The 19,067-nt window shown below is 34.0% G+C and carries 21 protein-coding genes; all 21 read right to left on the bottom strand.

The window, feature by feature from the left end; translation table 11 throughout:
- Positions 1-33: 33 nt before the first annotated feature.
- A complete protein-coding gene (locus BKP45_RS20075) occupies positions 34-546 on the bottom strand; it encodes a DUF6115 domain-containing protein (RefSeq protein WP_071390934.1) in 513 nt (170 codons plus the stop codon).
- A gap of 409 nt (positions 547-955) precedes the next feature.
- On the bottom strand, positions 956-1,270 hold the full coding sequence (locus BKP45_RS20070; protein ID WP_071390933.1) for a hypothetical protein: 315 nt from the start codon (positions 1,268-1,270) through the stop codon (positions 956-958).
- 164 nt (positions 1,271-1,434) lie between these two features.
- On the bottom strand, positions 1,435-2,808 hold the full coding sequence (locus tag BKP45_RS20065; protein WP_071390932.1) for a DUF342 domain-containing protein: 1,374 nt from the start codon (positions 2,806-2,808) through the stop codon (positions 1,435-1,437).
- A 67-nt stretch (positions 2,809-2,875) separates the two neighbouring features.
- Positions 2,876-3,643, bottom strand: a complete 768-nt coding sequence (locus BKP45_RS20060) for a FliA/WhiG family RNA polymerase sigma factor (protein WP_071390931.1) — start codon at positions 3,641-3,643, stop codon at positions 2,876-2,878.
- 11 nt (positions 3,644-3,654) lie between these two features.
- Positions 3,655-3,969 (bottom strand): hypothetical protein, encoded by a 315-nt coding sequence (locus BKP45_RS20055; protein WP_071390930.1) that lies wholly within the window; start codon positions 3,967-3,969, stop codon positions 3,655-3,657.
- The gene (locus tag BKP45_RS20050) at positions 3,969-4,457 is read right to left on the bottom strand and encodes a chemotaxis protein CheD (protein ID WP_071390929.1); all 489 of its coding nucleotides are present in this window, start codon (positions 4,455-4,457) and stop codon (positions 3,969-3,971) included. The genes BKP45_RS20055 and BKP45_RS20050 overlap by 1 nt, the downstream gene beginning before the upstream one ends.
- Positions 4,450-5,091, bottom strand: coding sequence for a chemotaxis protein CheC (locus tag BKP45_RS20045; protein ID WP_071390928.1), 642 nt, complete (start codon positions 5,089-5,091; stop codon positions 4,450-4,452). Before BKP45_RS20045 ends, BKP45_RS20050 begins: the two co-directional genes overlap by 8 nt.
- Positions 5,091-5,570, bottom strand: coding sequence for a chemotaxis protein CheW (locus tag BKP45_RS20040; RefSeq protein WP_071390927.1), 480 nt, complete (start codon positions 5,568-5,570; stop codon positions 5,091-5,093). Before BKP45_RS20040 ends, BKP45_RS20045 begins: the two co-directional genes overlap by 1 nt.
- Before the next feature lie 47 nt (positions 5,571-5,617).
- Positions 5,618-7,669 carry a chemotaxis protein CheA gene (locus BKP45_RS20035; RefSeq protein WP_071390926.1) on the bottom strand — a complete coding sequence of 684 codons (2,052 nt, stop codon included), beginning with the start codon at positions 7,667-7,669 and terminating at the stop codon, positions 5,618-5,620.
- A gap of 14 nt (positions 7,670-7,683) precedes the next feature.
- Complete coding sequence (locus BKP45_RS20030; protein WP_071391047.1) at positions 7,684-8,709, bottom strand: protein-glutamate methylesterase/protein-glutamine glutaminase; 1,026 nt, start codon at positions 8,707-8,709, stop codon at positions 7,684-7,686.
- 37 nt (positions 8,710-8,746) lie between these two features.
- Entirely contained in the window at positions 8,747-9,628 is an 882-nt protein-coding gene (locus tag BKP45_RS20025) for a MinD/ParA family protein (protein ID WP_071390925.1), read from the bottom strand.
- On the bottom strand, positions 9,621-10,799 hold the full coding sequence (gene flhF, locus BKP45_RS20020) for a flagellar biosynthesis protein FlhF (RefSeq protein WP_071390924.1): 1,179 nt from the start codon (positions 10,797-10,799) through the stop codon (positions 9,621-9,623). Before flhF ends, BKP45_RS20025 begins: the two co-directional genes overlap by 8 nt.
- A complete protein-coding gene (gene flhA, locus BKP45_RS20015; protein WP_071390923.1) occupies positions 10,799-12,835 on the bottom strand; it encodes a flagellar biosynthesis protein FlhA in 2,037 nt (678 codons plus the stop codon). The genes flhF and flhA overlap by 1 nt, the downstream gene beginning before the upstream one ends.
- Positions 12,836-12,897: 62 nt before the next feature.
- Positions 12,898-13,980 carry a flagellar biosynthesis protein FlhB gene (gene flhB, locus BKP45_RS20010; protein ID WP_071390922.1) on the bottom strand — a complete coding sequence of 361 codons (1,083 nt, stop codon included), beginning with the start codon at positions 13,978-13,980 and terminating at the stop codon, positions 12,898-12,900.
- A gap of 1 nt (position 13,981) precedes the next feature.
- Positions 13,982-14,758, bottom strand: coding sequence for a flagellar biosynthetic protein FliR (gene fliR / locus BKP45_RS20005; RefSeq protein WP_071390921.1), 777 nt, complete (start codon positions 14,756-14,758; stop codon positions 13,982-13,984).
- The gene (gene fliQ, locus BKP45_RS20000) at positions 14,758-15,027 is read right to left on the bottom strand and encodes a flagellar biosynthesis protein FliQ (RefSeq protein WP_071309751.1); all 270 of its coding nucleotides are present in this window, start codon (positions 15,025-15,027) and stop codon (positions 14,758-14,760) included. Before fliQ ends, fliR begins: the two co-directional genes overlap by 1 nt.
- Positions 15,028-15,041: 14 nt before the next feature.
- On the bottom strand, positions 15,042-15,719 hold the full coding sequence (gene fliP, locus BKP45_RS19995) for a flagellar type III secretion system pore protein FliP (protein ID WP_071309752.1): 678 nt from the start codon (positions 15,717-15,719) through the stop codon (positions 15,042-15,044).
- Positions 15,716-16,426, bottom strand: coding sequence for a flagellar biosynthetic protein FliO (locus tag BKP45_RS19990; protein ID WP_071390920.1), 711 nt, complete (start codon positions 16,424-16,426; stop codon positions 15,716-15,718). The genes fliP and BKP45_RS19990 overlap by 4 nt, the downstream gene beginning before the upstream one ends.
- 5 nt (positions 16,427-16,431) lie before the next feature.
- Positions 16,432-16,794, bottom strand: coding sequence for a response regulator (locus BKP45_RS19985; RefSeq protein ID WP_139193122.1), 363 nt, complete (start codon positions 16,792-16,794; stop codon positions 16,432-16,434).
- Positions 16,795-16,825: 31 nt separating this feature from the next.
- Entirely contained in the window at positions 16,826-18,043 is a 1,218-nt protein-coding gene (gene fliY / locus BKP45_RS19980; protein WP_071390919.1) for a flagellar motor switch phosphatase FliY, read from the bottom strand.
- Positions 18,036-19,028 carry a flagellar motor switch protein FliM gene (gene fliM, locus BKP45_RS19975; RefSeq protein ID WP_071390918.1) on the bottom strand — a complete coding sequence of 331 codons (993 nt, stop codon included), beginning with the start codon at positions 19,026-19,028 and terminating at the stop codon, positions 18,036-18,038. The genes fliY and fliM overlap by 8 nt, the downstream gene beginning before the upstream one ends.
- Between the last annotated feature and the right edge of the window lie 39 nt (positions 19,029-19,067).

The following is a 19,067-nucleotide window of genomic DNA, read 5'->3' as shown; positions in this document are numbered from 1 at the left end:
AATCACTTTTTTATATCAAGTCACTAGACAATTTTATTTATGAAATTTTAATAATAACTCTACCTCACCATCACCCATATTTAATTTTTTAGCAATTTCCTTTGATGTATAGCCTTGTTTCGCGTACGACAGTACCTTTGCTGTATTCGATTGTTCTAAGCTATCTTCATTAACGCTAACTAATGGTGGAGTAAATGCATCATCTTTTTCTATAACTTTTTGCAACACATTTTTCTGAATAAGTGGTGCTGAATTTTTCTTATTAAAATTCACATGTAAACCATCTTTGTCATAATTTGACTTTATTGTCAGTTCACTAACTCCCTTTGTTTTTCTTTTGCGCTCAATATCGCTAAGCAATTTTTCATTTTCTTCCTTCATTTCTGTTGTATAAGATATTAATAAATCTTCTATTTCTCGTTTTATCGTCTCTAGTTCGTTTGTTTCAGTCAAGCCTTTTTTTGAATTTGTCTTTTGTATTAAAACAATTATAAGATAAAAGGAAACGAAGTGTAATAAGAAACTAACTGCTAGTAAATATGCCATTTTGTTCCCCCCTTTACTGTTAATATAGTAATACGTAAGCACCTTCCTTATCCTAATTAAAGCAATTGTGTTTCTGCGTTTACTAGCGTAGCTCTGAATACTTCCTGTCTTGTGCGACGAGTAACCGCACTAGTAAAGCTGCATGAAGTTAATCGACGAAGGACTCAAGCAGTATTCGAAGTCCGTTGCTTGTCTTAAATGACCGAACTCGTAGGCTGCTTGCGCTAGACAGCTTTCTAGCTTCAAAATTTTATGCTTCCATATCGTGTAAAATCAAAGGAATTGACCATTTCGGACAATTCCCCCTGTACATAAGCATAAAATTAAACAGCTTTTCTAGCATAATTTCCTTTATTCCAATAAACGAACTTAACATATAGTAAACAGTGTAAAGTTGTAAAAATAATAATTAACAAGACAAGTCTACAAAATTCCCTTTAAATGGATGTTTTGCAAACTCGAGGTCTTGATTATCATTTTTTTGTTTTTGTCCATTTTCCACATACATAGATTTATTACCACTTTCTTCGTCATTATGTATACGCTTTGGGTCACACTCTGTTGTTTCATACACTTGTTTTCGTTTTTTTTCGTCCTCTTTATTTTGTTCCATAGAGATATGATCTTGGGCTACTTGAGCTCTTTGCTGAAGTTGATCTTGGATTTTCCCAACGTTTTGTGACCTAGGAATAGACACCTGCATTTCAACAGCTCTTAAACTCATGAAAATTACCTCCGTTTCTTTTTCGGTATGCAGTGCGCATTAGAATAGCGCAAGGCACTGGAGGCAAGAGGGCCTCCAACTTCAAAAACTTTATACATTCCTTGTAAAAAAACCTTAACTAACATATAGTGTTATCATACTAATCGTATAGAGAAGAAAATAGGTTAAACATGTGTCACCACAATCTCCCCATTATTAATATGTACTTTTACAGATTTAAAAACAGTGATTATTTTTCTTCGATATTTACCAAAATGCAAATCAACATTAGGATAAATTTGTTGTTCAACAATCACGAAAGACTCTTCTTCGCTTGAAAATAGGTCTTCAAGTTCCTCAAGTTTCTCTTTTGCTTCTAACACTAGTTCAGTTGTAGAATTAATTGTATTACGCACTCGTAATTTTGTTATTTTTTCAGTTGTAGAAAGAGATGATTTTATTTCTTTCTCTGTTAACTTCTCCAATAGTATAGTGAGCTTATTTAAATCATCTTCAGCTTTCTTTAGATTATTAGTATAAACCTTTTCTTTTTCCATAATTTCTTGTTGTACACCCAAATAGAGGGTTGTACGTGTATTATGGGCATTCCCAACTTCTTTAGCCATAATCCGCTTACCGGCAGAAATATCGCCCCCCACAATATTCCCTTTCCCTTTTTGACAGAATATGCTACCATTAGCCGTTATTTTACTATGCAAAATAGACTGTGTAACATGAACGTCACCCTCTACCTCAACTATTCCTTGATTAATAAAAGACGTATGAAGATCACCTTTTGCTTTAATTAAACCTTTACCCTGCCCAACAATTCCGGTTGATACAAAAATAGACCCTTCTGATATAAGGATTGCATTCTCGACTGTGCCATGAATTTTAATATCTCCTTTTGACTTAATCTCAAATCCTGCAGGCACATTCCCTCTTATGGTGACACTACCTATAAATGATATATTACCTATCTTTAAATCTAGGTCTCCATTTACTTCAAATACAGGGTAAACGTGAATAACCTTATTTTCAATCGACATTTGTCCATCGATCATTGAAAATAACCGTAAACCTTCATCATCGATACGAGTATTTTTTCCTACACGTAACCTGAAATCCTTGCCTGGCTTTGGGAGTAGTTCCTCTCCAAATACGTTCATACCTGCCGTTCCACTTGTAGCTGTTATTTTTTTACCAATTAATTGTCCATGAGTAACCGAAGGAATATTTATGACCTGTTTTAAATCAACATTATGTAAATCTTCTACTGACTTTATTTCATTATTATTTGGTAAAACAGGCTTTAAAATAGCATCTTTTCCATTAATCGGACTTAGCCCCTCTGCTATGACTACTGGGCAAGTTATTTCATTAGCTACAATTTTTGTAAGCAATTCTTTTTTTATACCAAATACAATACCATGTTCCATAATAAAACCTAAGATATCAGTCTCTGTTATTACGCTTTTTTCGTTAATACGTACTTTTTGTAGTAGAGTAGCTTTTAATTTATCATTATCCAACTGAATTTCAAAATACTCATCTAGCATTTAGATCTATTCTCCTTTATCAAGACCTAACCATAAAAGTAAAATGAACAAGCACATTAATGTTTATTTAATATGTGATTTCTTGCTTGAAGACTTGTTTTAATCGAAAAAGAGCTTTTGAATGAATTTGAGAAATTCTAGATGTTGACAGACCTAAAATATGTCCAATTTCTGTTAATGTTAGTTCTTCAAAATAAAATAAACTAATAACGAGTTGCTCATTTTCATTTAAATTTTCAATAATTGCAACAAGTTCTTCATGCATATTTTTTCTCAGTATTTGCTCCTCTGGTGTTAATCTGCTCTTATCTATTAGGGTATTTTTATACGTTTCTTCACGCTCTGTATCATTTGTTTTTTCGTCAATTGATAATAAATTAGCAACGAAACTTTCATTCATAACTTGTAAAACTTCTTCCTCTGAAATCTCCAAAGTTTCAGCTACTTCCTTAGCAGTTACATAACGGCCATATTTTTGCTCCAATTTTTCAATCGTTATATCTACTTTTTTTGTACGTTCCCTCAAAGAGCGGGGTAACCAGTCTTCTTGTCTAAGTCCGTCAATAATTGAACCGCGGATGCGAAAAGAAGCATATGTATCAAATTTCAGTTCACGTGTGTAATCAAATTTTTCTAGTGCATCATATAAACCCATCAGAGCATGACTTTTGAGGTCTTCTTTATTCACATTTTTGGGAAGGCCTACTGAAATTCTTTGAACGTGATAATCTACAAGGGGCATATATATACGAATAAGTTCATCACAAGCTTCAGTATCACGTTCTTCCAACCATTTTTTCCAAATGTACTCATCTCTTTGTTTGGTTTGAGGCATTTTCATCCTCCTTAATCATTTATAAGATCTTTGACATGTCGGCTTACTTTTTTTATCTCTTCTTCGGTATAGCCTTCGATAATTGTATCTTTTCCTATGTGGCTACCTTCTATTTGATTTTTTTCTTCATACTCAAACTTTATTCCTTTTGAAGCAATTAACCATATCCATCGAAAGAAATAAGTTACAAAAAAAAAGAAGAGAAAGGCATAGGTAGCTCGAACAAAAGAAGTTATCGTCGTATTTGAGGTCACTGATCCTATAAATACAAATAAAAACGCAATAACACTAAAGATAATATTAATTACCCATGATCCGATAAACATTATATTTCTGAAACTCCTTGACTTACAGTCCGAATTGATAGTTTGCTAGTCTCTGGATCAAATTCAATAGTTCTTCCACTAGATCCACCAACATCTTCTGCAATAATATTAATTCTTAACTCCTTTAGCTTTTCTCTAACAGCATCTACATTTCGTGGACCTATTCTCATCATTTCACTTGATGTTGTAAACTTAAACATTTGTGATCCCCCTGCGAGCTTTGCACGGAAACGTATAGGCTTTGCACCTTGCTTTACTAATTTTTCTACTAATACATCCAAAGCTGTATCTGCATATTTTGCTTTATTCATAGATACGGCTTTTCCGATTGATGAAGCAGGGAGCATAATATGCGCCATTCCACAAATTTTTGTTACCTCATCATAAATAACAACTCCCACACACGACCCAAGCCCTGAAGTACGAATTTTTTGAGGTGATTTAGCTACATTTAGATCAGCCATTCCAACTTTAATAACTTCATTCATCAATTGGTACCCCTAAAGCATGAAAGATTTTTTCGTATGAATCAGGGTCTGGCAATAAAAAGAAGTGACCTTTTGTTTTATGTGAGCTTTCATCAACAATTTCCAAAATTTCCGTTTCTATTACAATGGCATAATCGCCTACTTGGGACAGTTCTAACAAACCGTAGCTTAATATAGCTATTGCCATATCTACGCTTAATGCTGGAACTGAAGGCTGTAAAGTAAGCTTTGTAAAATCAGAAAGTGCAGATAAATACGAGCCTGCTAAAATATTTCCTACTTCTTGTAAAGCAGATAAACCTAATTCGGGATATGGCGGATGATTTAAGTTGAAATTTTCATCTCCAATTAATTGTTGAATTAACGTATTTGCTTCATTGACCGGAAGCATAAAAAACATATTTCCTGGTACTTCCCCTTCAATTCTCAAATAAATAGCAGCAACTACGTTTTCTGAACCACCAACTAATTCAGTTATCTCATTAAATGACACAAGTCGAACAGCAGGAACCTTCATGTCGATCGTCTTATTTAGAAGGTTTGATAAAGCTGTAGCCGCATGGCCAGCACCGATATTTCCAACTTCCTTTAATATATCTAGATGATAATCTTTAATTCTATTAACTAAATCCATTACGTAGTAGCCTCAACCAATTTTAGGTCTTTAATTTCTTTAGGATTTAGAACTTTATCTAAATTCAATAAAATAAGAAGGCGCTTGTCCAATTTGGCTACTCCTCGTAGGTAATCAGCTTCAATACCTCCGACTACTTCTGGTGGTGGTTCTACAATGTTAGTTGAAATGTCCACAACATCATTTGCAGCATCGACAATCAACCCAACTTCCATTTCTCCGACAGCTACAATAATAATTCTCGTACTATCTGTTGTTTCAATCTCTTCAAGATCAAATCTATTTCTTAGATTGATAATAGGAGTAACTACACCTCTTAGGTTTATTACCCCTTTTACAAAGTCTGGTGTTCTAGGAACTCTTGTAATATGTTGAATTCTTTCAATCGAGCGTACTTGACTAACCTCAACACCATATTCTTCATCCTTTAGTTGAAAAACAATAACTTTTATTTCATTCACTAAGTTCTCTTCATTCATTTGTTAAACCTCCTTCGTTTCCATTTAACATAAACAACATAGTCATGTTATTTAATTATTGCATTACAATCAACAATTAAGGCAACCTGACCATCCCCCAAAATTGTAGCACCTGATATAGCAAAAACATTTGTTAAATAGTTTCCTAATGATTTAAGAACAATTTCTTGTTGTCCAATAAATGAATCGACTACTAACCCTGCCATTTTTTCACCTTTACGAACAATTACAACAGAATGGTACGAGTCTTCTTCACGTGTGATTGGAACATCAAAAAAGTCTGTTAAATTTATTAACGGAACAACGCTTCCTCTAAAGTCAATTACTTTTTGATTATGAGCCCTCAGTATATCCTCTTCTTTTACTATCGCTGTTTCAATAATTGAAGATAATGGAATTGCGTATTTTTCATTTTGGACTTCAACCAACATGACTGAAATAATAGAAAGTGTTAATGGTAGTTGGATAGAAAAAGTCGTTCCTTCTCCTAAACTCGAATCAACAGAAACATTTCCACCTAAAGACTCAATTTTACTTTTAACAACATCTAACCCGACACCTCGTCCAGATACACCTGTAATTTGATCAGCTGTACTTAAACCTGAAGAGAAAAGCAGTTCATACACTTGTTTATCGGTTAAATTCTTTTCATTTTCTTTAGAAACTACTCCGCTTGCTATTGCTTTCTTTAAAACTTTTTCTCTATTAATACCAGCACCATTATCAGCTACCTCTATAAAAACATGGTTACCACTATGATACGCTTTTAAAGTAATGTTACCCTCTTCACTTTTGCCAACACTTAATCGTTTTTCAGGGGTTTCTATTCCATGATCAATTGAATTTCTTAACAAGTGAACGAGCGGGTCACCAATTTCATCAATAACAGTACGATCGAGTTCTGTGTCAGCACCGATAATTTCCAAATTCACTTTCTTCTTTAAATCTTTTGCTAAACCACGAACCATTCTCGGGAAACGGTTAAATACCTGTTCAACAGGTACCATTCTCATATTTAGTATAATATTTTGTAAGTCACCAGAAATTCTTGACATATGCTCAACAGTTTCTGTTAACTCGCCACTTTTAAGATCACGTGCTATTTGTTCTAACCTACCACGATCAATGACAAGTTCTTCAAATAAATTCATTAATATATCAAGTCTTTCAATATTTACACGTATCGTTTTACTTGGAGAATTGTTTGATTTCTGTGCTTTAGTTGGTGCTTGATCGTCCTCCTCTACTGAGAGAACTGTCTCTTCATTTATTGAATTGTTATCAGTATCTACAGAAATAAGATTATTAGATGCTTCATTAGAGTACGTACTTAAATCAACTTTTAACACATCAACAGCCTCGACTTCAGAGACCTTTAAAATACGATTTTTCACTTCATTTTCAGATACTTTTGTAATAAGAGTGACTGTAAAATCACGTTCAAAATTCTCTTCTTCAAGTGCTTCGACAGTAGGTGTCGATTTAATAATTTCTCCGATTTGCTCTAACACTTCAAAGACCATGAATACACGAGCTGCTTTTAAAATACAATCTTCTCTTAACGATATATTTACTTGATTTGCACTAAAGTTTTGCTCGATTGCCTGGGAGATAACAGTAAGCTCGAAGTCGTCATATGACTCCGTTACAATAGACTTCTCCATTGTTAGTTCTTTAGTTGAAGCTGTTTCTTTCAAAGCAATTTCACTATCAAAATCCTTTCCCTTTTCAATCTTTTCTAATAGGGCTACTACTTTAGTAACATCACGTTTTCCATCGCCACCATTTGCAATAGATAAAACCATATCTTCTAGATCGTCAACAGCTTCAAAAACAACATCTAAAATATCACTTGTCACTATGATTTTATTATTTCTAACACCATCTAGAACGTTCTCCATAATATGAGTTAAGCTAGCTAGATCCTCATAGCCCATCGTAGCTGCCATTCCTTTTAACGTATGGGCAGAACGAAAAATTTCATTAACAATGTTCACATTTTTAGGGTCATTTTCGAGTTTTAATAAGTTGTCATTCATGGCTTGTAAATGTTCTTTACTTTCATCAATAAACATATCTAAATATTGATTTCTTTCCATGAGATATGCCTCCTCTACCTACAGTATTTTTGTATGGTTTGTGCAATTTCATCTAGATGTACAATTTCGTCTATTTTATTTGTTTTTATTACAGACCTCGGCATTCCATAGACAATAGCTGATTCTTCAGCTTCTGCTATTGCAACAACATTTGTACTTTCTTTTAACTTTAATAGTCCTTTTGTCCCATCGGAACCCATGCCGGTCATTATGACCATTACAGTCGAATAATCTTTAATTTCTGCTATAGAATTTAACATCGTATCAACTGATGGTCGATGTCCATTTTCAGGTGGAGATTGATCTAGTTTAATCGCTAGTGTTGGACCAATACATCTTACTTTTAAATGGTATCCTCCAGGTGCAATATAGGCAATACCTTTTTTGACAACTTCACCATCTTCTGCCTCTTTTACGGTAATTTTCGACAACCGATTTAGACGTTCAGCGAGGGATTTTGTGAAACCAACTGGCATATGCTGGACAATTAAAATAGGTGCATTAATATCGGCAGGCAAATTTGCTAAAACTTTTTGTAATGCCTTTGGCCCACCAGTTGATGTACCTATTGCAACTATTTTCTTATCTAGCAACCTTTTAGAGGAGTTATTAACTAAATGATCTTTTCTTACTATTAAATCTTTTTTCTTTTCTTTAGTTGTTGATAATACTTTAGATAATTTTACACTTGCAGCTAAGTGTATTTTTTCAATAAGCTCATTTTGCACTTTATGTAGATCAAGGGATATTGCACCTGATGGCTTTGCTATAAAATCGATTGCTCCATAAGACATAGCAAGCACTGAATTTTCAGCACCTTCTTTTGTCGTACTACTTACCATGATCACTGGTTTGGGTGTTGACTTCATGATCTGTTGTAAAGCCTCTAACCCATTCATCACTGGCATTTCGACATCAAGGGTCACCACATCCGGATCGTGTATGCGAACTTTTTCGATAGCATCTGCTCCATTACGTGCTGTTGCAATAACATTGATTCGGTTGTCCTCTTCTAACATGTCCGTTAACATTTTTCTCATGAATGCGGAGTCATCTACAATGAGTGCTCGAATCAAGTTATTCACCCCCTGATTTATCTAAAAAATATTTTTTAAATTTATTTAGAAACATTTGAAACGGTTCTTTCTTTTCTTCAAATGTATTTTCTCCTATATAGTCATTCGCAATTTTAATTATTGCTTTACTAGGCTTACTATCAGGTGAATAAAGTGAAAAAGGAACTTGAGCCTTTACAGCTTTAAGAACAATTGGGTCATTAGGAATAATCCCCAATAAAGAAATATCCTTCTGCAAAAATTGTCCTGATACAACCTTTAAATTTTCAAATGTCTTTTTACCTTCTGAATTAGATTCTGCTCGATTCACTAAAACCGAAACAGGAATATTTTGATCTTTTAATTGTATATACTTCAACATCGCATAAGCATCTGTAACTGAAGTAGGCTCAGGTGTGGTAACGACAATGACTTCAGTAGCTGATAAAATAAAGTTAAATCTATCTTTTGTAGCACCTGCTCCCATATCAAAGATAATATAATCGAACTCTCCATTAATTAATTCTAACTGTTGCAGAAATCTAGATAGCTTTCTTGGGTTTAATTGAAACATAGAAGAAAGCCCAGTTCCACCTGCAATAAATGAAAGGTTATTTGGCCCTTCTTCTATTATATCCCAGATGGATAGCTCATGTTCTATCATATCAACGAATGTATATTTGCTAGAAACCCCCATCAAAATATCAGCATTGGCCATACCGATATCTAAATCAAATAAAATAACTTTTTTTCCAGCATTTTTTAATTGGAGGGCAAAGTTTAAGCTAAAGTTAGATTTTCCAACTCCACCTTTACCACTAACAACTGCTATTACTTTTGTACCCCTCTTTCCGTCACTAGCCATATGCAGCATTCGACGTAAATTATTTGCTTGATCATTCATAGTCATCAACCTCGAGTATACTATTTACTATTTCTTTAGCTGAAGCTTCGACAATATCATCTGGAACACTTTGACCATTTGTAATATAGGATACGCCTACATTATTTTCATGGATTAAATTAATCATAGCTCCTCTTGAAAATGTTTCATCTTTTTTAGTAAAAACAATTTTGTTAATATTTATTTTCGAAAATTGTTCGAAGATTGTGACCATGTCACGATACTTAGAAGTTAAGGATAGCACTAGGTAATTTTCCATTTCTTCGTCAAAATCTATCACTTTTTTTAATTCATTAATATACAGTTCATTCAAATAATTTCTCCCTGCAGAATCAACCAAAACTACGTCATAATCAGATAATTTTTCTTTTGCATTTTTAAAATCTTCTACAGTATACGCTACTTCAATTGGGACATTTAATATCTTAGCATATGTTTTTAGTTGCTCAATGGCTGCAATACGAAAGGTATCAGTTGTAATAAATGCAACACGCTTATGATGTTTTAATACACAATAGGCAGCAATTTTAGCAATTGTGGTTGTTTTTCCAACACCAGTAGGACCTACTAAATTTAAATACTTTTTATTAAATGTAAATCCGCCCATCTCTTTCCACTCTACAGTTTCCGTTAATATTTCTTTAGTCCAATTTATTACTTCATCCTTCGAATAGTTGTCCTGGTCTAATACATACCATTTTTTTAATAATTTTTTCATCACTTCAATCCGAAGGTTAGGGACAACATCTTGATCAATTAATAGCTGATTGATATTTCTTATCGGTTCAGGATAATCATCAAAATGAGTAACAATAGAACTAGATATTCCATTCACAATATTTTTTAATTCTTTTACTTCGTTTGCTAATGACTCTTCTTTATGAGAAGGCGAGTGTAAACTCTCGTGTTTCTTTTCGTTATTTTTTGACTTAATTAGATTTTTTGGACTAGTATTATGCGACCGTGTATTTCTCTTAGGTAAAGTCTTTCCCACTTGAGGTGCAGTATCAACTGCAGCAATAACTTCAATATTTTTCTTCGTAAAAAAACCGAAAAAACCACCTGTTTCAATTTCTTTTGAGTTTAAAATAACTGCATCGCTACCTAATTCAAGACGGATTTTCTTCATTGCCTCTGCCATTGAATTAGCAACAAACTTTTTTACCTTCATTATCCGTTCACCACCCCTACACTTTGAACCTCAATGGTTGGCTCTAATTCATTATAAGATAAAACAGGAACATGAGGTAAATATCTCTCAACTAAATGTCTAATATACATTCTAACAGCTGGAGAGCATAATAAAATTGGCATCTGTCCCATTTCACTCATTCGTTCAACTTCATATATAATGGCATCAACCACGGATTGAGAATCGTTAGGATCCAAAGCTAGGAAATTTCCATGTTCTGTTTGTTGAACACCTTCAGCAACCATTTTCTCTACTGACCCACTGACAGTAATAACATAAAGTGGATCATTAACATTCGTATATTGCTTTGTAATTTGCCTTGATAGAGCTTGTCTTACATATTCTGTTATTAAATCGGTATCCTTTGTCATCTGTCCGTAGTCAGCTAAAGTTTCAAAGATCGTTGGTAAGTTACGAATCGATACTTTTTCTTTTAACAAATTAGCTAAAACTTTCTGTACTTCTCCAACTGAGAGAGGGTTAGGTGTAACATCATCTACTAACGTTGGATAGGCCTCTTTTAAGTGATCAACTAACTGCTTTGTTTCCTGACGCCCAATTAGTTCATGGGCATGACGTTTGATAACTTCTGTTAAATGAGTCGACACTACTGAAGGTGGATCAACAACTGTATATCCAGATAACTCCGCTTGTTCCTTCATATCCTCACCAATCCATAGAGCAGGCATACCAAAAGCTGGTTCAATTGTATCAATTCCAATGATGCTCTCATCGTCAACCCCAGGACTCATTGCCATAAAATGATCTAATAATAATTCACCTTTAGCTACTTCATTACCTTTTATTTTAATGCAATATTCATTTGGTTGTAATTGAATATTGTCTCGTATTCGAATAACAGGAACAATTAAACCTAATTCTAATGCTAATTGTCTCCTTATCATAACTACTCGATCTAATAAATCCCCACCCTGATTAGCATCTGCTAGAGGAATAAGACCATACCCAAATTCAAATTCTATTGGATCAACTTGTAGAAGATTTACAACACTTTCTGGAGATTTCATATCTTCTTGAGGATCCTCGCTACTAGCAACTTCGTCAATTTGCTCCAGCCTCTTATCATTAGATTTCACTAGAAAGTAACCACCTATAATTAATAGAGCAGCAACTGGAATAGTTAATCCCAGGTTTATAGGAGTAAAGAAACCTAGTAAAGCTATAGTTCCACCTGCTATATATAACATCTTTGGATAAGCAAGTAATTGTCTTGATATGTCATCTCCTAAATTACCTTCAGAAGCTGCACGAGTAACAACTATTCCGGTAGCAGTGGAAATCAAAAGGGCTGGAATTTGACTCACCAGGCCATCACCAACAGTTAAAAGGGTATACTTTGAGGCTGAGGTAGTTAGATCTAAACCCTGTTGCATCATACCAATAATAAGACCAAAAATAATATTAATAATGACAATAACAATTCCAGCTATTGCATCCCCTTTAACGAATTTACTCGCACCATCCATCGCACCGTAAAAGTCAGCTTCTCTCTCGATCTTTAAACGACGCTCTTTAGCTTCTGTATCTGAAATCATCCCAGCGTTTAAATCAGCATCAATACTCATCTGCTTTCCTGGCATAGCATCTAATGTAAATCGAGCACCTACTTCAGAAACACGCTCTGCCCCTTTGGTTATTACAACGAACTGAATAATAATTAATATTAAAAAAACAACAAACCCAACTAAAGCATTTCCACCAACAACGAAAGAACCAAACGTGTCGATAACATTACCTGCTTCACCTTTTCCTAAAATCGAACGAGTAGTAGATACATTTAGTCCTAAACGAAATAATGTTACAAGTAATAAAAGGGTCGGGAAAATTGAAAATTGGAGTGGTTCCTTCGTGTTCATTGCAACCAAAATGATAAGTAAGGCAAGAGAAATATTTATTATAATTAAAAAATCCAACATGCCAGGTGGCAATGGAATAATTAGCATAACTACGATTAAAATTACTCCAAGTAATACACTTAAATCTCTTACTGACATTGGTTTCTCTCCTTCTTATCTTCAAAAATTACTAAAATATTAAGATCTATTCAGATAAACTATTAAACTTTGTTTTTTATACGGTATACATATGCTAAAACCTCTGCAACTGCCTTAAATAAATCTTCTGGCACTTGATCGCCAATATCAGCTTGATCGTATAAGGCTCTAGCTAGTGGTCTATTTTCGACTGTAATAATCTCATGATGTTTCGCGATTGCTTTTATTTTTTGGGCTAAAAAATCAACCCCTTTTGCAACTACAACTGGTGCATCCATTTTATCGCCGTCATATTTCAGAGCGATCGCATAATGAGTAGGATTTGTAATAACGACATCGGCTTTTGGTACTTCTTGCATCATCCGCTTCATCGCCATTTGCCGTTGTTTTTCTTTTATTTTTGATTTAATTAGAGGGTCTCCCTCTGTTTTTTTGTATTCATCTTTAATATCTTGCTTTGACATTTTAATGTTCTTTTCATGATCATAACGTTGGTACATATAATCTAAAACCGCTAAAAATATTAACAAAATTGAAACCGCAACACCCATTGTAACGGTTAAACTCCCAACAAAAACTAACGAGTCCGCAATAGGAATTAACGATAAAAATAAAATTTGATCAATACTATACCACAGTATTGTAAATGTAACTAATCCAACTAGACATATTTTTAAAAGAGACTTTAATAATTCTACTATCGCTCTAATCGAATAAATCCTTTTAAATCCTTGTATTGGGTTTAACTTACTAAGTTTCATCTTTATTGCTTCAGGTGCAAAAAGAAAACCGACCTGTAGATAATTACTAAGTATTCCTGCTAACATTGCTATTAGCATAATCGGTGCAACAATCATAACCGCCTGTGTTGTTAATTCAAGAAATAAACTTTCTACATTTTCACTTGATAGTGAATATAACAAATATTCTTGGAACATATATTGAGTAAATATAAAAATTCTTTTTCCGACATACTCACCTATTAGCCACAAAATAATAAAAACTAACAATAAAATTATAGCTGTATTTATATCAGTACTTTTAGCAACTTGTCCTTTTTTTCTTGTTTCTTGCCGCTTTTTTGGGGTAGCTTTTTCTGTTTTTTCTTGAGAAAAAAATTGCAAATTAATAGGTAATAAAGGCATTCTATAATCCCCCATATAATTGCATCAAAGTACGCATTGTAATAATCATTTGCTCAACTAAATACTTAGTAACGACAAAAAAGGCAGGCATGACAAGAACAAGAATAATAAAACCAACAAGAATTTTCAACGGAAAACCTATTACAAAGACATTTACTTGGGGTACAGTCCTTGCAATCATACCTAATGCAACATCGACTAAAAACAAACAACCTACAACGGGCATTGCCATTTGAAAGGCAATAATAAACATTGTATTAAACGTTTTAACAACAAACATTAAAATGTTTTCATTTCCAAAATGAATAACTAATTGCTCGAGTGGTATAAATTGATAACTGTAATAAACTCCATCTAATAACAAGTGGTGTCCATCAATAGCTAATAAAAAAAGTAAGGCTAACGTATACAAATAGCCCCCCATTAATGGGCTTTGAGCCCCGGTTTGGGGATCCACTACGTTTGCCATCATAAACCCCATTTTAATATCAATAAACCCGCCTGCAACTTGTATACCATACATCATCACCATCGCAACTAATCCGACAGTTAAACCGACAATTACCTCTTTCATTATTAACATAAAAAAGAGGGAATCAATCTCAATAACTGGTGGATCAATTGAAAAAAACATTAGCCAAGATAGAAATAATCCCAGTCCAACTTTATACATTGCGGGTATAGTTCGGTAAGAAAATAAAGGTAACGTTACAAAAAAGGCAGTTACTCGTGAAAGAATAAGTAAAAATGCAGGAAAAAAATCTAATATTTCAAGCATTATCCAACAAACCTATGCAAGTTACTAAAAATTTGCTGTGCAAAATTTAACATATTTGATAACATCCAAGATCCGAACATAATTAGACCAACTAATACAGCAACAATTTTCGGTATAAAAGCTAATGTTTGTTCTTGAATTTGCGTAGTCGCTTGAAATATGCTTACCATTAGTCCAACACCTAACGCAATAGCGAGGAGTGGACCAGCGATCACTAGTACTGTAAATACCCCTTTTTCAGCAATCGAAATGACAAATTCTTGATTCAATCAAAATCACCCTTTTAAAAGCTTAATAGAAGAGATCTCACTACCAAATACCAACCATCAATCATAACAAAAAGTAAGATTTTAAACGGTAAAGCAATCATTACAGGTGGTAGCATCATCATCCCCATAGACATCAGAATACTTGCAACAACCATATCTATAACTAGAAACGGTATAAATATCATAAAACCGATTTGAAAGGCCGTTTTTAGTTCACTAATAGCAAAGGCAGGAACTAAGGCGGTTAGTGGGATTTCTTCAATCGAATTTGGGCGGTCTATACCAGCATAGCCCATAAATAATGCCAAATCCTTTTCCCTTGTATGTTCAGCCATAAAATACTTAAAAGGTGTAGCAGCTTGTTCAAAGGCTTCCTCTTGGGTTAATTCATCGTTAAAAAGAGGCTGTAATGCCGTTTCATTGACCTCAGAAAAAACTGGGGCCATGACAAAGAAAGTTATAAATAATGCTAAAGCAACTAACACTTGATTCGGTGGCATTTGTTGTGTAGCAAGTCCAGAACGTACAAAAGATAATACGATAATAATCCTCGTAAAACAGGTCATTAAGATTAAAATACTCGGAGCAAGAGTCAATACTGTTAACAGTAACAATAATTGAATCGTAGCAGCTAAGTTTTGCGTATCTTCACTAAAAATATCTAAAGCAGGAATAAAGCCAAGTGATATCATAGATGTTCTTTCTCCTTAATTGTGGTGTGTACCTGCTTCTGAGCATTTTTCACATCATTTAACTGACGTTCTAGTAAACTTTTAAACTGTATTTTTGAATGATTATTATTCACATTTTCCCTTTTTAACTTGGTTTGAATTAGTTGAAAAACAGAAGATAACTGTTCTGGATTTTCTTTGATTTCATAATCTTCTATAATTTTTTTCACTTCAGTTTCGTTATCAATTTCTTTTAGAAGCTGTATAGACTCTCCTATACCGACGACTAAAATTCTTTCACCTACTCTAATTAACTGAATAGAACGATTTGTTCCAACAGGAACACCACCAATATTTTGCAACGTTCGATGATTTTGATAAGATTGTGTACGTTTTCCAATAAACTTTATTAATGCGTAGATCATAAATATAATTACGGCTAATGCTAAAAATAATTGAAAAAACATTCCAAATAAACTTTGATCTTGCAAAATATCATCTGCGTTAGAAATTACAGGCTCCTCTTTTGCACCAATTTGTTCATTTTCTTTAGCCGTTTCTTCAGAAAGTGGTTGTTCTTGGACATCTTTAAATCCATCTAAAACCGACCTATTATCTTCTTGCTCCGCCTGAACAAAAGAAACTTCAAGCGAAGCAAATAGTATGATAGCAAAGACAAAGGAAACAAAAAATTTAAAATAATAAAGAGGTCCCCATTTTTTATCCATATTACCTACCCAATCGTCTTCTTTATTGCTTCAAGTACGCGGTCCGCTTGAAACGGCTTAACGATGAAATCTTTAGCACCTGCTTGAATTGCATCGATAACCATCGCTTGTTGTCCCATTGCTGAACACATAATAACTTTAGCGTTAGGGTCAATTTTTTTAATTTCCTTTAAAGCGGTAATACCATCCATTTCTGGCATCGTAATATCCATTGTAACAAGGTCCGGGGATAATTCTTTATATTTTTCTATTGCTTGAGCTCCATCATTTGCCTCACCTGCAATTTCAAAACCATTTTTTGATAATATATCTTTAATCATCATTCTCATAAATGCTGCATCGTCTACAATTAATATTTTTGCCATCAGTATGGCCTCCTCTAGTATCAATAATTTATTTTTATTGTAAGTTTTTCAAACGAGCTGTCTGGCTAATAATGTCAGTTACTCTGACACCAAAATTCTCATCAATAACAACTACTTCACCTTTTGCGATAAGCTTACTATTTACTAAAATATCAACAGGCTCACCCGCAAGCTTGTCTAACTCCACAATAGATCCTTGAGAGAGTTCTAATATCTCTTTAATTGAACGTTTTGTTCTCCCTAATTCAACAGTTACCTGTAGGGGAATATCTAGAAGCATGTTTAAGTTTTTCGCTTCTACCTCATTTAAGCTTGGTGTATCAAAACTTGAAAATGCTACTGGTTGTACATTTGCAGATCGATCTGGTTGTCCAATATTAGAAGGCCCTCCGAAACTTTGAGGTTGCCTAGACGTTGGCGGTTGTTGAGTATTATAATTTGCTATCGGTTGTTTAGGATGGTATTGATGTTCTTCCTTATCTGCTTGCTCATACATTTCAATAGGCGCCTGCTTAGCTTGATAACTAGGTTCTGGAATGATTTCTTCCTCAATCCCACTCGGATTCATTAATTCATTAACCAAATCTTTAGCAAAAGAGACTGTTACTATTTGCATAATTTTTGAATCAATTAACGTGCCAATTTTTAAACTAAAAGATATTTTCACTAAAATAGACTCGTTTGGTATATTGCTTGTTCCTTGACCTTCCTTTACATCCATCAAGTCAATCCCTGGTGGAGAAATGTCAACCTTTTTGTTAAAGATTGTTGACATAGAAGTAGAAGCAGAACCCATCATTTGGTTCATCGCTTCTTGTACCGCGCTTATTTCCATTTCACCTAGTTCTTCTTCATTTATTCCTGTACCATCGCCACCCAACATTAAATTGGCAATAATGGCGGCATCTTTGGTTTTGATCACTAACACATTCATACCTTCGAAGCCTTCAGTATACTTCACATGAACAGCAACATGCGGTTGCGGAAACTGTTCATGTAATTCGGACTTATCAATGACTGATACTTTCGGTGTTGTTATGTCAACTTTTTGATTTAGTAAAGTTGACAAGGCGGTTGCTGCACTACCAAAAGATATATTTCCAATTTCACCTAGAGCATCTTGCTCTATACTACTAAGGTAGTCTTCAATATTTAAGCTTAAACTATTATCGTCACTACTGCTATCATCAGTGTCGCTATTAAGACCGCTCAACAAAGCGTTAATTTCATCTTGAGAAAGCATGTCACTCATTATTTTCACCCTCCTCAAATAATTCTGTTACCTGAACAGCAAGTTTATTTTTCACTTTACCAGGTTGTCCCCAAAATTTTGGTGTATCTTCTACCTTTATTATTAGTTGATCATCTATTAAACTATTTAACTCTATTGTATCTCCAATATCCAATTGCAAAAACTCTTGAACAGTAATTTCAGAGTTACCTAATTCTGCTTTCATAACTAATGGTGCATTACGTACATTTCTCTCAAGTCCCTCCACTTCCTCGGGGAGACGACTTTTCTTTTTCGTTTGCATCCAGTAATGAACAGATAACTTAGGCAAGATTTCTTCTAAAACGACATGCGGTAAACATATGTTAATCATCCCGCTTGCCTCTCCAATTACAGTTGATAAAGAAATTACTACAACAGTTTCATTAGGAGAAACCATTTGTAGAAATTGTGGGTTAACCTCTAATTCTTGCATTTGTGGCTCCAACTCAACAACAGAACTCCATGCTTCTTGAAAGCTTTCAAGAGTTCGTTGAAACAATTGAGTCATGATTCTCGTTTCAATTTCTGTTAAATTGTCAACTTTATTAACAGCTACCCCCTTACCACCTAAAAGACGGTCAAGCATTGCATAAGCAATATTTGGGTTTACCTCAATTAAAAACCGACCATCCAATGGAAAAGGCTCAAAAACATTTAAAATTGTCATTTTAGGAACCGAACGAATAAATTCATCATATGGTAGTTGATCTACAGATGCAACCGATATTTGAACGAACGTTCGTAGTTGTGCTGAAAAATAGGTTGTTAATAATCTTGCGTAATTCTCATGTATTCTTGTTAGACTTCGGATCTGATCCTTCGAGAAGCGCAGAGCTCGTTTAAAGTCATAAACTTTAACTTTTTTCTGACTCTCTTCTTTTTTTAATTCATTTGCATCCATTTCTCCAGTTGAAATTGCAGAAAGTAGCGCATCAATTTCACTTTGTGATAAAACTTCAGCCAAGAGCCTCACCTCTTTTATTTTAGAAAAGCGAAAGCACCT

The sequence above is a fragment of the Anaerobacillus alkalidiazotrophicus genome, from assembly GCF_001866055.1.
This window is presented reverse-complemented; position numbering and strand designations above follow the sequence as displayed.